Annotated in this window: 13 protein-coding genes; 12 read left to right on the top strand and 1 reads right to left on the bottom strand. The window is 75.0% G+C overall.

Annotated features, from left to right (window positions below; translation table 11 throughout):
• The first annotated feature begins 217 nt into the window (after positions 1 to 217).
• The 9 genes from ACFVGO_RS11230 to htpX all read left to right on the top strand — a co-directional run bounded on the left by ACFVGO_RS11230 (position 218) and on the right by htpX (position 9,465).
• On the top strand, positions 218 to 451 hold the full coding sequence (locus tag ACFVGO_RS11230) for a hypothetical protein (protein ID WP_359897584.1): 234 nt from the start codon (positions 218 to 220) through the stop codon (positions 449 to 451).
• Positions 448 to 1,407 carry an NADH-quinone oxidoreductase subunit NuoH gene (gene nuoH, locus ACFVGO_RS11225; RefSeq protein ID WP_380356089.1) on the top strand — a complete coding sequence of 320 codons (960 nt, stop codon included), beginning with the start codon at positions 448 to 450 and terminating at the stop codon, positions 1,405 to 1,407. Before ACFVGO_RS11230 ends, nuoH begins: the two co-directional genes overlap by 4 nt.
• The gene (locus ACFVGO_RS11220) at positions 1,404 to 1,973 is read left to right on the top strand and encodes an NADH-quinone oxidoreductase subunit I (protein ID WP_359897583.1); all 570 of its coding nucleotides are present in this window, start codon (positions 1,404 to 1,406) and stop codon (positions 1,971 to 1,973) included. The genes nuoH and ACFVGO_RS11220 overlap by 4 nt, the downstream gene beginning before the upstream one ends.
• Positions 1,970 to 2,683: an NADH-quinone oxidoreductase subunit J gene (locus ACFVGO_RS11215; RefSeq protein WP_380356092.1), complete on the top strand. Its 714-nt coding sequence runs from the start codon at positions 1,970 to 1,972 to the stop codon at positions 2,681 to 2,683. Before ACFVGO_RS11220 ends, ACFVGO_RS11215 begins: the two co-directional genes overlap by 4 nt.
• On the top strand, positions 2,683 to 3,093 hold the full coding sequence (gene nuoK / locus ACFVGO_RS11210) for an NADH-quinone oxidoreductase subunit NuoK (protein ID WP_359897581.1): 411 nt from the start codon (positions 2,683 to 2,685) through the stop codon (positions 3,091 to 3,093). Before ACFVGO_RS11215 ends, nuoK begins: the two co-directional genes overlap by 1 nt.
• Complete coding sequence (locus tag ACFVGO_RS11205) at positions 3,090 to 5,144, top strand: NADH-quinone oxidoreductase subunit L (protein WP_380631406.1); 2,055 nt, start codon at positions 3,090 to 3,092, stop codon at positions 5,142 to 5,144. Before nuoK ends, ACFVGO_RS11205 begins: the two co-directional genes overlap by 4 nt.
• A 53-nt stretch (positions 5,145 to 5,197) precedes the next feature.
• Positions 5,198 to 6,778 carry a NuoM family protein gene (locus ACFVGO_RS11200; protein ID WP_380356100.1) on the top strand — a complete coding sequence of 527 codons (1,581 nt, stop codon included), beginning with the start codon at positions 5,198 to 5,200 and terminating at the stop codon, positions 6,776 to 6,778.
• Between the two features lie 56 nt (positions 6,779 to 6,834).
• Positions 6,835 to 8,379, top strand: a complete 1,545-nt coding sequence (locus ACFVGO_RS11195; RefSeq protein ID WP_380631405.1) for an NADH-quinone oxidoreductase subunit N — start codon at positions 6,835 to 6,837, stop codon at positions 8,377 to 8,379.
• A 222-nt stretch (positions 8,380 to 8,601) separates the two neighbouring features.
• Positions 8,602 to 9,465 (top strand): zinc metalloprotease HtpX, encoded by an 864-nt coding sequence (htpX, locus tag ACFVGO_RS11190; protein ID WP_359897577.1) that lies wholly within the window; start codon positions 8,602 to 8,604, stop codon positions 9,463 to 9,465.
• Positions 9,466 to 9,482: 17 nt separating this feature from the next.
• Here the strand turns inward: htpX and ACFVGO_RS11185 are convergent, their stop codons facing one another.
• Positions 9,483 to 10,937, bottom strand: a complete 1,455-nt coding sequence (locus ACFVGO_RS11185; protein ID WP_380631404.1) for a PLP-dependent aminotransferase family protein — start codon at positions 10,935 to 10,937, stop codon at positions 9,483 to 9,485.
• Here ACFVGO_RS11185 and ACFVGO_RS11180 point away from each other — a divergent pair.
• From ACFVGO_RS11180 to ACFVGO_RS11170, 3 genes are all read left to right on the top strand, one after another.
• On the top strand, positions 10,936 to 11,844 hold the full coding sequence (locus tag ACFVGO_RS11180) for a DMT family transporter (RefSeq protein WP_380631403.1): 909 nt from the start codon (positions 10,936 to 10,938) through the stop codon (positions 11,842 to 11,844). The two genes, ACFVGO_RS11185 and ACFVGO_RS11180, sit on opposite strands and share 2 nt — an antisense overlap.
• A gap of 132 nt (positions 11,845 to 11,976) precedes the next feature.
• Positions 11,977 to 12,402: a BlaI/MecI/CopY family transcriptional regulator gene (locus ACFVGO_RS11175; RefSeq protein ID WP_380356107.1), complete on the top strand. Its 426-nt coding sequence runs from the start codon at positions 11,977 to 11,979 to the stop codon at positions 12,400 to 12,402.
• Positions 12,403 to 12,405: 3 nt separating this feature from the next.
• Positions 12,406 to 13,362 (top strand): M48 family metalloprotease, encoded by a 957-nt coding sequence (locus ACFVGO_RS11170; protein WP_359897573.1) that lies wholly within the window; start codon positions 12,406 to 12,408, stop codon positions 13,360 to 13,362.
• The last annotated feature ends 39 nt before the right edge of the window (positions 13,363 to 13,401 follow it).

Raw genomic sequence — 13,401 nt, 5'->3', positions numbered from 1 at the left:
CGGTGCTGCTGCCGCCGCCGAGGGTGCACCGCCGGTGCGGGCGGACCGGCCGCGGCGGACCCGGTCGGTGTCCGCGGGGTCGGCCAGCCAGGCGGGTGCCGATGCCGCCGCCACTCCCGAAGCTCCCGCCACTCCCGATGCTCCTGCGGCTCCTGCCGCTCCCGCCGCCGAGGGCGCCCCGCCGGTGCGGGCGGACCGCCCGCGGCGGACCCGGTCGGTGTCCGAGGGGTCGGCCAGCCAGACGGCCGGCGAACCGACGGCCGAGCCCGCGGCTCCCGTACGGCCCCGGACCTCCGACGCGCCCCGGTCCTCCGACGCGCCCTGGCACAACCCGGTGCCCGCCCACGACGAGAAGCCCTCGGGCGAGAAGCCGGGCGAACCGGGCGAACCGGGCGAGCAGAAGGACGAGACCTCGGCCGGAGCGGCCGACCAGGACGGAGACGGCGCGTGAACCTGCTCGACACGGTGCTGCGCTGCGTCGCCACCCTCGTCGTCTTCCTGGTCTTCCCGCTGGTCATCGGCCAGACCGAGCACAAGGTCATGGCGCACATGCAGGGCCGGCTCGGTCCGATGTACGCGGGCGGCTTCCACGGCTGGGCGCAGCTCGTCGCGGACGGCGTGAAGTTCGCGCAGAAGGAGGACATCGTCCCGGCCGGGGCGGACCGCCGGATCTTCCAGCTGGCGCCCGCCGTCTCGCTGCTGCCGTACCTCTTCGTGCTGCTGGCGATCCCGGTCGGCCCGAACGGCTTCGTCGGCCAGGCGATCGACGCCGGCCTGTTCTTCGTGCTGGCCGTGATGGGCGTCGGCGTGATCGGCAAGCTGATGGCCGGCTGGGCCTCGGCGAACAAGTTCTCGCTGCTCGGAGGCCTGCGCACGGCCGCGCAGCTGATGTCGTACGAGCTGCCGATGGTGCTGGCGGCGGCCTCGGTGGCGATGGCCGCCGGAACGCTGTCGCTGCCCGGGATCGTGGACGCCTGGGAGTGGTACTGGCTGCCCTGGCAGGTCATCGGCGCGTTCGTCTTCTTCACGGCCGGTCTGGCCGAGCTCCAGCGCCCGCCGTTCGACATGCCGATCGCCGACTCGGAGATCATCTTCGGCGCGTACACCGAGTACACCGGTCTGCGGTTCGCCCTGTTCCTGCTGTCCGAGTACGTGGGCATCCTGGTGGTGTCCGCGCTGACCGCGGTGCTCTTCCTGGGCGGCTGGCACGGACCGCTGCCGGACCAGCTCGGCTGGCTCTGGATGATCCTCAAGACCTTCGCGCTGGCCTTCGTGGTCATCTGGCTGCGGGTCACCTACCCGCGTCTGCGCGAGGACCAGCTGATGCGCTTCGCGTGGACGGTGCTGATCCCGCTCGCGCTGGTCCAGCTGGCCCTCACCGGCATCATCAAGGTGGCGATCTCATGAGCTTCCCCGGTATCGGCCTCGCCAAGGGCCTGGCCGTGACGCTGCGGACGATGACGAGGAAGAGCGTCACCGCGCAGTACCCCGACGTGCAGCCGGTGCTGCCGCCGCGCTCGCGCGGCGTCATCGCGCTGCTGGAGGAGAACTGCACGGTGTGCATGCTCTGCGCGCGCGAGTGCCCGGACTGGTGCATCTACATCGACTCCCACAAGGAGACGCTGCCGGCCGCCGAGCCGAACGCCCGGGCCCGCACCCGCAACGTGCTGGACCGCTTCGCCATCGACTTCTCGCTCTGCATGTACTGCGGGATCTGCATCGAGGTCTGTCCCTTCGACGCGCTGTTCTGGTCGCCGGAGTTCGAGTACGCGGAGACCGACATCCACGAGCTGACCCACGAGCGGGACAAGCTCCGCGAGTGGATGTGGACCGTCCCCGCGCCGCCGGCGCTGGACCCGGCGGCCGAGGAGCCCAAGGAGATCGCCACCGCGCGCAAGGCGGCGGACAAGCTGGCCGCGGCCGCCGCGGCGGCCGCGCAATCGGCCACCGACGAGAAGGGTGACGACGCGTGACCGGTGCCACCACGCTTCTCGCGGCGACCGGCTCCCTGGAGCCGGCCGCCCGTTCGTTCCTGTCCCCGACCGGCCAGGAGATCGTCTTCCTGCTGGTCGGCATCGCCGTGCTCGGCTCGGCCGTGGTCTCGGTGACCACCAGGCAGCTGGTGCACGCCGCGCTCTGGCTGGTGGTCGCGCTCGGCGGGCTGGCGGTGGAGTTCCTGCTGCTCACGGCCGAGTTCATCGCCTGGGTGCAGGTGCTGATCTACCTCGGCTCGGTGGTCGTCCTGGTGCTGTTCGGGCTGATGCTCACCAAGGCGCCGATCGGGCGCTCGCCGGACGCCGACTCCAAGAACCGCTGGGTGGCCCTGGTCGTGGCGCTGGCCGCGGCCGGGACCCTGGTCACGCTGGTCGTCGACGCCTTCCGGACCTCCTGGATCGACCTCGGCCAGGGCGGCGGCTCGGCCGCCGTCACCGGGGCCAGCCTGTTCCGGCACTGGGTGCTGCCCTTCGAGGCGCTGTCCGTGCTGCTGCTGGCGGCGCTGGTCGGCGCGATCGTGCTGTCGCGCGGCTCCAAGCGGCGGGTGCCGGCGCCGCGGGCGGGCCGGCTGCGCGCCGGTCGGCCGGTCGGGTCCAACGGGACGGTCGCCGCGACCGCGCCGAAGCCGGCTCCGGTGACCTCCGAGCAGGCGACCTCCGAGCAGTCGACCTCTGAGCAGGAGGGCTGATGCACCTCGCCTACCCCGCCGTCCTCGCCGCGCTGCTGTTCAGCGTCGGCGTGTACGGCGTGCTCGCCCGGCGCAACGCCGTCCTGGTGCTGATGTCCGTCGAGCTGATGCTCAACGCCGTCAACCTCAACCTGGTCGCCTTCGACGCCTGGCTGCGCGACTCGCTGCACGCCGGACAGGCGCTCACCCTGTTCACCATCACCGTCGCCGCCGCCGAGATCGGACTGGGGCTCGCCATCGTCCTGCTGCTGTTCCGGGCCCGGGGCACCGCGGACATCGACCGGGCCACCGCGCTCGGCGACCCGGCCGAGGCGTTCGCCGTCGAGGAGACGCCGGTCGACGCCGGGACACCGGTCGACACCGGGGCGCCGGCCGGAGCCGAGGCACTGAAGGGCCGGGCCGCCGCATGAACCTCGCCCTTCCCGTACTCGTCCCGGCGCTGCCCGCGCTCGGCGCCGCCGCGACCCTGGCCGTCGGCCGGAAGGCGCCCGGGCTGGCCCGGCCGCTGGCCGTCGTCCCGGTCGCCGTCTCGGCGGTGCTCGCCCTGGTGGTCGCCCTCCAGCTGGGCGCCGGCCAGACCCTGGACGCCGCCACCCGGCTCACCCCGACCGGCGGCCCGGACATCGCCCTCGCCCTCCACCTGGACGGCTTCAGCTCGCTGATCTCGGTGCTGGTCGGACTGGTCGCCACCTGCGTCCAGGTCTACTCGACCGCGTACCTCAAGGAGGACCCGCGCTACCCGTCCTACGCGGCGCTGGTCTCGCTGTTCACCGCGGCGATGTTCCTGGTGGTCTACTCGGGCGACCTGATCGTGCTGCTGGTCGGCTGGGAGGTCATGGGCCTGTGCTCGTACTTCCTGATCGGCCACCACTGGGAGACGGCGGACGCCCGCTCGGCCTCGCTGAAGGCCTTCCTGGTCACCAAGCTCGGTGACGTGCCGTTCCTGTTCGGGATCTTCCTGCTCGGCGCGGACGCCGGCAGCTTCCGCATCCCGGACGTGCTGGCGGCCGCGTCGGAGGGCCGGCTCGGGCACCCGACGCTGACCGCCCTGCTGCTGCTCGCCGGCGTGGCCGGCAAGAGCGCGCAGTTCCCGCTGCACACTTGGCTCCCGGACGCGATGGCCGGCCCGACCCCGGTCTCCGCGCTGATCCACGCCGCCACCATGGTCGCGGCCGGCATCTACCTGGTCGCCCGGCTGCTGCCGGTCTTCCTGCTGTCGGGCGCGGCGCTGGTCGTGCTCGCGGTGATGGCCGCCGTGACGATGATCGGCTCGGCGCTCTGCGCGCTCGCCCAGGACGACCTCAAACGGGTGCTCGCCTACTCCACCGTCGGCCAGCTCGGCTACATGGCCGGCGCGCTGGCCTCCGGTGACCGCGAGGCCTCGGTCTTCCACCTGGTCAGCCACGGCGCGTTCAAGGCGCTGCTGTTCCTGGCCGCCGGTGTGGTGATCCACGCCGCGCACACCAACTCGATCTCCGCGATGTCCCGCATCCCCGGGCTGCGCAAACGCGTCCCCGACGCCTACTGGACGATGGGCATCGCGCTCGTCGCCCTGATCGGGCTGCCGCCGTTCTCCGGCTTCTTCAGCAAGGAGGCGGTGCTCACCGCCGCCGAGCACGCCGCCAACGGCGAGGCGCTGACCAACGGCCTCGGCCCGGCCTCGGCGGTGCCGCAGGCGGCCGGGTGGATCGTGCTGATCTCCGCCGGACTCACCGCGCTGCTCACCGCCGCGTACGCGGCCCGGCTGTTCCTGGTGGCGTTCCACAGCCCGGCCGGGGCCGCCGCGGCCGCACCGAAGGTGCTGCCCGCCGCCGACCGGGGCACCGTCGTGGCCGACCACGAGGCCGGCGCGCCGTACTCGCCCGAGCTCGACGAGGCCGACCCGGCCACGGCCGAGCCGCCCGTGATGCGCTGGCCGCTGTGGGTGCTGGCCGTGCCGACCATGGGCTTCGGCATCGCCGGCGTGCGCTCGGACTGGCTGCCCGCGCTCCTGGACGGCGGCTCGCTGCGGCCCTCCGCCGTCACCGCCGTCACCGGCACCGGGCTCGCCGTGGTCGGCGCGCTCGCCGCGTACGGCGCCTGGCGCTCGGCGGCCGCCCGGCTGGGCACCGGCCGCCCGGCACCGGCCGGCCGGGTGCCCGGGCAGGGCGGGGCCCCGGCCACCGAGGTGATCGTCGCCGACCCCGGGCGCACCCTGCTCGGCCCGCTGTTCGGCCCGGCCCGGCACGGCTTCGGCGTCGACCGGCTGTACCGGGCGCTGTTCGTCCGCCCGGTGGTCGCCGCCGCCAAGCTGGTCCGATTCCTCGACCGCGAGGTCGTCGAGGGCTACGTGCAGGGCAGCGGCATCGGTGCCAACCTGCTCGGCCGGGCCGTCCGGCTCGCGCAGACCGGGAACGCGCAGACCTACCTCAGCGCCCTGCTGGCCGCCGTCGTCCTGCTGGCCGTCCTGGTGGCGGTGTAGCCGGTGCTGCTGTCCTCCACCTCCGTCCCCTCGACCGCTGCTGGGAGCCCCCGATGAACGCAGTCCTCATCGCCCTCCTGGTGCTGCCGCTGCTCGGCGCCGCACTCACCCTGGCGCCGGTGTTCGGGCCGGACCGGGCCGTGGCCGGCCGGCGGGCACTGCGGCTGAACACCGTCGTCACCGGCGCGGTGTTCCTGCTCACCGTCGCCCTCGCGGCCGGCTTCGACCAGGACGAGCCCGCCCGGATGCAGGCCACCACCGACGTGTCCTGGATCCCGGCCCTGCACGTGCGCCTCCACCTCGGGGTGGACGGCATCTCGCTGCCGCTGATCGTGCTGACCGCGCTGCTCACCTTCCTCTGCGCGCTCTACTCGGAGAAGCGGCTGCCGGGCGGGGACGCCGGGGGCGGAGCCCCTGATGAGCCTCGCCCGTCGGCCCAGGCCTTCGTCGGGCTGTTCCTCCTGCTCGAAGTCGGCATGCTCGCCACCTTCGCGGTGCTGGACCTCCTGCTCTTCTTCCTGGCCTTCGAGATCGTGCTGATCCCGATGTACTTCCTGATCGCCCGCTGGGGGAGCGGCGCGAAGGTGCCGGCCGCCAACCGGTTCATCCTCTACACGCTGCTCGGCTCGGCCGTGATGCTGCTCGGCTTCCTGCTGATCGGCAGCAAGGCCGGCACCTTCGACATGCAGGCCCTGGCCGCCGCGCACGGCAGCGGCCTGAGCCACACCACCCAGGTGGTCGCCGCGCTGGCGATCCTGGTCGGGCTCGCGGTCAAGGCCCCGGCCTGGCCGCTGCACAGCTGGCTCCCGGACGCCCACACCGCCGCCCCGACGGTGGGCTCGGTGCTGCTCGCCGGCGTGCTGCTGAAGATGGGCACCTACGGTCTGGTCCGCGTCCTCCTCCCGGTCGTGCCGGAGGGCGCCACCACGCTGGCCCCCTACCTGGGCGCCTTCGCGGCCGTCGGCATCGTCTACGGCTCCCTGGCCTGCCTGGCACTTTGCCGCCCCGGCGCCAAGGGCGACCTCAAGCGCCTGATCGCGTTCTCCTCCGTCGGCCACATGGGCTTCGTGCTGCTCGGCATCGCCTCCCTCACCCCGGTGGGCGTCAACGGCGCGCTGTTCGCCAACATCGCCCACGGTCTGATCACCGGCCTGCTGTTCTTCGTCGTCGGCGCGCTCAAGGACCGCTACGGCACGGCCGACCTCGACACCCTCGCCGGGGCCACCGGCGCCGCCCTGTACGGCCGGGCCCCGCGACTGGGCGTGCTGCTCGCCTTCGCCGCCGTCGCCAGCCTCGGCCTGCCCGGCCTGGCCGGCTTCTGGGGCGAGCTGCTCGCCATGTTCGGCGCGTTCGACCCGGCCGACGGCCTGTCGCGCCCCGCGTTCGTCACCTACATGGTCCTGGCCGGCCTCGGCACCCTCCTCACCGCCGCGTACCTCCTGATCGTGGTCAAGCGCGTCTGCATGGGGGACCCCGAGCAGCCCGCACCGGTGGCCGAGCTCGCCGACCTGCGCCCGTACGAGGCCGTCAGCTGGACGCCGCTGGCCGCGCTGACGCTGCTCGCCGGCCTCTGGCCCGCGCTGCTGCTCGGCCTCTCCGATCCCGCCGTCAAGCACCTCCTCGGGGGTGGCTGACCGTGCTCGCAGCCCAGACCGCCGCACTCGGACCTCACTCCACGGGGCAGCACACTGTGACCTCCCTCGCCGTAGCCAACCCGGGCAGCCTGATCCAGTCCGTGGACTGGGTGGCGATCGCACCGCCGCTGATCGCCGCCGTGGCCGCCCTCGCCGTGCTGCTCACGGACCTGTTCCTGCCCGAGCGGCACAAGAAGTGGCTCGGCCGCCTCACCGCGGCCGGACTCGCCCTCGCCCTCATCGCACTCCTCCCCCTCACCGGCGGATCACCCCGAGCGACCTTCTGCGTGCAGAACGTAGCAGGGGGGTCCGACAACGGCGGCTGCTCGTACGTCGCCGACCACTTCGCCCTGGTGTTCCAACTGCTCGCCCTCGGCGGCGCGCTGATCGCGGCGCTGCTGTCGGCGCACACGGTGGAGGACGAGCGGCTGCCGCGCGGCGAGTACTGGTTCCTGCTGCTCTCCAGCGCCACCGGCGCCGCGCTGCTGCCCGCCTCCCGCGACCTCGCCACCATGGTGATCGCCCTGGAGGTCGCCTCGCTGCCCGCCTTCGCCCTGGTCGCGCTGCGCCGGGACGGCCGGGGCGCCGAGGCCGCCTTCAAGTTCTTCGTCTCCTCGGTGACCGCGACCGCCGTGATGCTGCTCGGCGTCGGCTTCGTCTACGCGGCGAGCGGCAGCCTGCACCTCGGCGCCGTCGCCCAGGGCCTGGAGCACGCGCCCGGGCAGCTCAAGCCGCTGGCCGAGGCGGGCGCGGTGCTGACCCTGGTCGGCTTCGCCTTCAAGGTCGCCGCCGTCCCGTTCCACTTCTGGGTGCCCGACACCTACACCGGCGCGCCGCTGCCGGTGGCCGGCTACCTCTCGGTGGTCGGCAAGGCGGCCGGCCTGTCCGGGCTGGCGCTGGCCACCACCGTCGCCTTCCGCCCGTACGCCCACACCTGGGGCCTGGTGCTCGCGGTGCTGGCCGCCGTCACCATGACCGCCGGCAACGTCGGCGCGCTGCGCCAGCGCCCCGACACCCGGTACAGCGCGGTGCGGCTGCTCGCCTGGTCCTCGGTCGGCCAGGCCGGGTACCTGCTGGTGCCGCTCGCCGCGGCCGGCTACGCGCCGACCGGCGTCGACCCGCTCGGTGCCACCGCCGCGTACGCGCTGATCTACGGCGTGGTGAACCTCGGCGCCTTCGGGGTGGTCGCCGCCGTCGGCCGCCGGCCCGGGACCAGCGTGGACGACTTCCGCGGCCTGTTCGCCCGCAACCGCTGGACGGCGCTGGCGCTCGCCTTCTTCCTGCTCTGCCTGGCCGGGCTGCCGCCGGGCGTGATCGGCCTGTTCGGCAAGGTCGTGGTGTTCCGCGCGGCGGTCGACGCCGGGCTGGGCTGGCTCGCCGTGCTGATGGCCGTCAACGTGGTCATCGCCCTGTACTACTACCTGCTGTGGACGGCCCGGCTGTTCGCCCCGGCGGGGGAGGAGCCCCTCGCGGAGGCCGCCGCCGGGCGCCGTCTGCCGGTGGGCCTCACCGCGACGCTGGGGCTCACCGCCTCGGCCGCCGTGGTCCTCTCGGTGGCGCCGCAGCTGGTCCTCCAGGTGGCGGGCGGCTCGCTGTTCTGAGCGGGCGCCGGAGTGCGCCGGGGGTGCGGTCCGGGGGGTGTCACGGCGGTGCCGGTGGTGCGGCCCGGGGCCGTCGCGGCCGCGCCGGTGGTGCGGGGCTGCGGTGTCGCGTCGGTCACCGTGTCGGGTCACAAGGGAACAAGGCCCTCGGCCCCGCCCGTTGACCGGGCACGAGGGACGAGGCAGAAAGGGCTTCCCCACCGCACCACTGGAGGGCCTGACGTGCACAGCCGGCACAACGGACTGAGGACCGCCGTCCTGCTCGGCGGCCTCTCGGCGCTGATCCTGGTGATCGGAAGCCTCTTCGGTCGCACCGGCTTCGTGATCGCCCTGCTGGTCGCCCTCGGGACCAACGCCTACGCGTACTGGAACAGCGACAAGCTCGCGCTGCGGGCCATGCGGGCCCGGCCGGTCAGCGAGTTCGAGGCGCCCCAGCTGTACCGGATCGTCCGCGAGCTCTCCACCGCCGCCCGCCAGCCGATGCCCCGCCTCTACATCTCCCCGACCCCCGCGCCCAACGCCTTCGCCACCGGCCGCAACCCGCGCAACGCGGCGGTCTGCTGCACCGAGGGCATCCTGCGGATCCTGGACGAACGCGAGCTGCGGGGCGTGCTCGGGCACGAGCTGAGCCACGTCTACAACCGGGACATCCTGATCTCCTCGGTGGCCGGGGCGCTCGCCTCGGTGGTGATGTTCCTGGTGAACTTCGCCTGGCTGATCCCGTTCGGGCGCAGCGAGGACGACGACGGCCCGGGGCTGTTCGGGATGCTCGCCATCATGATCCTCGGCCCGCTCGCGGCCGGACTGATCCAGATGGCGGTCAGCCGCTCCCGCGAGTACCAGGCCGACGCCGACGGCGCCCGGATCACCGGCGACCCGCTCGCCCTCGCGAGCGCCCTGCGGAAGCTGGACGCCGGCACCCGCCGGCTGCCGCTCCCGCCCGAGCCGCAGCTCCAGACCGCGAGCCACATGATGATCGCCAGCCCCTTCCGCCCCGGCGAGGCCGGCGCGAGGCTCTTCTCCACCCACCCGCCGATGGCCGAGCGGGTCGCCCGCCTGGAGCGGATGGCGGGCCACGGGCGGTAGCGCACCGCCGTCCGGCGTCAGCCCGTCTCCTCCTCGTACGCGAGCCGCAGGCGGTGGACGCCCTCGGCGACCTGGGCGGGGCTCTCGGCCGCGGCGTAGCTGAGGCGCAGGTGGGGGGCCGGGGGTTCGGCGGGGTGGTAGGGGCGGCCGGGGGAGACCTGGACGCCGGCGCGCAGCGCGGCCGCGGCGAGGGCGGTGTCGTCGACGCCGTCCGGGAAGCGCAGCCACAGGTGGTAGCCCCCGGGGCGGTGGGTGCCGAGGACGCCGGGCAGCTCGCGGTGCAGGGCGGCGACGGCGGCGGTGCGGCGGTCGCGCAGTTCGGCGCCGAGCGTGCGCAGGTGACGGGCCCAGGCGGGGTCGGCGACCAGTTCCAGGGTGGCCTCCTGGAGCGGCCGGGGCACGAAGAAGCTGTCCACCACCTGGGTGGCCCGCAGTCGGGCCAGCGCCGGTCCGCGCGCGGTGAGGGCGCCGACCCGCAGGTTGGGGGAGGCCGCCTTGGTCAGCGAGCGCAGGTGCACCACGACCCCGTCCCGGTCGTCGGCGGCGAGCGGGCGCGGCAGCGCGGGGGCGTCCGCGTGGACCAGCAGCCGGGCGAAGTCGTCCTCGACCACGAAGGCCCCGGCGGCCCGGGCGATCCGCAGCACCTCCTCCCGCCGTTCGGGCGACAGCACCGCCCCGGTGGGGTTCTGGAACAGCGGCTGGCAGACGAGGACCCGTGCCCGGGTGGCCGCGAAGGCGTCCGCCAGCAGGTCGGTGCGCAGGCCGTCGGCGTCGACCGGGACCGGGACGGGCCGCAGCCCGGCCGCCCGGACGACCGCCAGGATGCCCGCGTACGTCGGCGACTCCACCAGCACCGGCGAGCCGGGCGCGGCGAGCGCCCGCATGGCGACGGTCAGCCCGCTCTGCCCGCCGGAGGTGATCAGGACGTCCCCGACGCCGATCGGCCCGCCGTGGCCGCCGATGTCCCGGGCGAACCAGCCGCGCAGTTCGGTGAGGCCGTCGGTGGGCGGGCGGTCCCAGGCGCCCGGTCGCCGGCCGGCCCGGGCGAGCGCGGCGGCGAGCAGCCGCTCGGGCAGCAGCGAGGCGTGCGGGTAGCCGCTGTTGAGGTCGACGACGTCGGGCGGGGGCACCCGGAGGGTGGCGAACACGGGGGCGGCGAGCAGGTCGCGCGGGCCGGAGTCGGCGCTGAGCGCGATCTGCTGCCAGGAGAGGTCGCCGGTGCGGTCGGACGGCGCGGCGGGGACGGCCGGGGCCGCGGCGAAGGCCGCCGCCCGGAACACCCCGGCGCCGGGCCGGGAGACCACCAGCCCCTCGGCCACCAGCACCGCGATGGCCCGGGAGACCGTCACCGGGCTGACCTGGTGACGGTCCACCAGCGCCCGGCTGGAGGGCAGCTTCCGTCCCTCCGGGTAGCGCTCGACCTCCCGCCGCAGGATGTCGGCGAGTTCGGTCACACTGCTACGCTCGTTCATGACGGCACAAGATAGCGCTACCCGGCTTCGGGCGGTAGCACCTCGCCAGGCCCCCGCTTCCGGCACCGCCCTCGCGGCCCTCGCCGTGGCCTCCTTCTCGCTCTCCTTCCCGGCCACCGCGTGGTCCCTGACCGGCTTCGGCCCGTGGTCCGCGACCGGCCTGCGCGGCGCCCTCGCCGGCCTGCTGGCCGTCCTCCACCTGGCGGCCGTCCGCGCCCCGCTGCCGCAGCGGCGGCACTGGCCCGGACTGCTGGTGGTCTCCGGCGGCTGCGTCCTCGGCTTCCCGCTGCTGACCACGCTCGCCCTGCGCACCTCCTCGACCGCCCACTCGGCGGTGGTCATCGGCGTGCTGCCGCTGGCCACGGCGACGGTCGCGGCGCTGCGCACCGGCCGCCGGCCGTCCGGGGCGTTCTGGGCGGCGGCGCTCGCCGGGGCCGCCGCAGTCCTCGCCTTCACCCTGGTGCAGAGCCACGGCCGGCCGACCGTCGCCGACCTCTACCTGTTCGCGGCGGTACTGCTCTGCGCCGCCGGGTACGCCGAGGGCGGGCGGCTCTCCCGGGACCTGCCGGGCGCCCAGGTGATCGCCTGGGCGGTGGTGGCCGCCCTGCCCGCGACGCTGCTGACCGCGGCGCTCGGGCTGGGCGCCGAGCCGGTGCGGCTCGGGGCGCAGGCCCTGGCCGGGCTGGCCTACACGGCGGCGGTCTCGCAGCTCGGCGGATTCGTGCTCTGGTACCGGGGGATGGCCGCGATCGGGGTGCCGAGGGCCAGCCAGCTCCAGCTCGCGCAGCCGCTGCTGACACTGGTCTGGTCGGTGCTGCTGCTCGGCGAGCGGCTGCCGGCCGCGGCGCCCGTCACCGCGGTGGTGGTGCTGGTCTGCATCGCGGTGACCCAGCGGGCCAGGACCTGACCCGCGGGCGCCGCAGGGCTGCGCCGTGCGTTCCCGAACCCCCGATCCGACCGGTTCGGCGCGGCCCCTCGCTCGTTAGGATGAACCCGTGCCCGTCGGTCCGGGCGAGGCATCCGGAGGGAGTGGGCCGTCATGGCAGACGAGAGGCACGCCCCGGCGGCCGCGGACGCGCCGGCCCGGCGCCGCGGCCAGGGCGAGCTGGAGGCGCAGGTGCTCGCGGTGCTCCAGCAGGCGCCCGGCCCGGCCGCCGCGGGATGGGTCCAGGAACGCCTGGAGGGCGACCTCGCCTACACCACGGTCATGACCATCCTGTCCCGGCTGCACGCCAAGAGCGCCGTGACCAGGACCCGCTCCGGCCGTTCCTACCTGTGGCAGGCCTCCTCGGACGCCGCCGGGCTGGCCGCGCTGCGGATGCGCCGGATGCTCGACGGGGAGGCGGACCGGGACGCCGTCCTGGCCAGCTTCGTCAGCGCGCTGCTGCCGCACGACGAGGAACTGCTCCGGGCGCTGCTGGACGCCGCGTCCGCCGATCCGGCAGCGCCCGACCGTGAGAGCTGACCCGTGGGCCTCTTCGTCTTCCTCCCGCTCGTCCTGCCGCTCACCGCGGTCCCGATCGCGCGCCTGACCGAACAGCACCTGCACCCGCGCGGCGCGGCCCGGCTGATGACCGTGATCAGCGCGGTGATGGCGGTGTGCAGCGCGCTCTGCCTCGGGCTGATCGGCGTGGTGGGCACCGCGCAGATCCCCGGCAACCCGCTGCCGGACAGCTGGTCCGACCCGGAGGTGCGGGCCGCGCTGCCCTACCACGAGACGGTCGGCACGGCCGCGATGTGGCTGCTGGCCCTGGTGGTCCTCGCCTGCGCCCGGACGGTCGTGCGGCACCTGCGGGTGCGGGCCCGGGCCCGCCGGGCGCTGAGCGGGCTGCCCGTCGGGCCGGGACCGGCCGGCGACCTCGCGGTGCTGCCGGACCGGAGCCCGTACGCCTACGCGCTGCCCGGCTCGCCCGGCCGGGTCGTGGTCTCCACCGGGATGCTGGCCGGCCTGGCCGCCGACGAGCGCGAGGCGCTGCTCGCCCACGAGCGGGCGCACCTGCGCCACCGCCACCACCGGTACCTGCTGACCACCCAGCTCGCCGCCTGCGTCAACCCGTTCCTGCGGCCGCTGCAGGACGCGGTGGCGTACAGCGCGGAGCGGTGGGCGGACGAGGACTCGGCGCAGGCCGTGGGGGACCGCCGGATCACCGCGCGGGCGGTGGCCCGGGCGGCCCTGGTCTCGCACGCCGCCCCGGCCCCCGGCTTCGCGGCCTTCGCCGCCCCGGCCGCGGCGGCCGGCCCGGTGCCGCGCCGGGTCGCCGCGCTGCTCGGCCCGGTGCCGACCTCCCGCAACTGGCCGCCGGCGAAGACCCCGGCCGGCCTGGCGGCGATGGTCGCGGCGATCGGTACGGCGGCGTCGGCGCTGTGCGCGCTCAACGCCGCCGTGGCCCTGCTGGTGGTGCTCAAGGCCGTCACCCCGCTGTAGCCGGCGGGGCTCCGGAGCGTCACCCCGCCGCGGCCGCGG

The sequence above is a fragment of the Kitasatospora sp. NPDC057738 genome (genome assembly GCF_042798815.1).
Lineage (GTDB): Bacteria > Actinomycetota > Actinomycetes > Streptomycetales > Streptomycetaceae > Kitasatospora > Kitasatospora lactacystinica.
This window is presented reverse-complemented; position numbering and strand designations above follow the sequence as displayed.

What these genes read in the sequence shown, in the direction of transcription:
- nuoK (WP_359897581.1), top strand. Translation starts at nt 2,683, where the DNA reads ATGCACCTCGCCTACCCCGCCGTCCTCGCCGCGCTGCTGTTCAGCGTC.
- ACFVGO_RS11185 (WP_380631404.1), bottom strand. Translation starts at nt 10,937, where the DNA reads ATGAACGAGCGTAGCAGTGTGACCGAACTCGCCGACATCCTGCGGCGG.
- ACFVGO_RS11200 (WP_380356100.1), top strand. Translation starts at nt 5,198, where the DNA reads ATGAACGCAGTCCTCATCGCCCTCCTGGTGCTGCCGCTGCTCGGCGCC.
- ACFVGO_RS11220 (WP_359897583.1), top strand. Translation starts at nt 1,404, where the DNA reads ATGAGCTTCCCCGGTATCGGCCTCGCCAAGGGCCTGGCCGTGACGCTG.
- ACFVGO_RS11180 (WP_380631403.1), top strand. Translation starts at nt 10,936, where the DNA reads ATGACGGCACAAGATAGCGCTACCCGGCTTCGGGCGGTAGCACCTCGC.
- ACFVGO_RS11205 (WP_380631406.1), top strand. Translation starts at nt 3,090, where the DNA reads ATGAACCTCGCCCTTCCCGTACTCGTCCCGGCGCTGCCCGCGCTCGGC.
- ACFVGO_RS11175 (WP_380356107.1), top strand. Translation starts at nt 11,977, where the DNA reads ATGGCAGACGAGAGGCACGCCCCGGCGGCCGCGGACGCGCCGGCCCGG.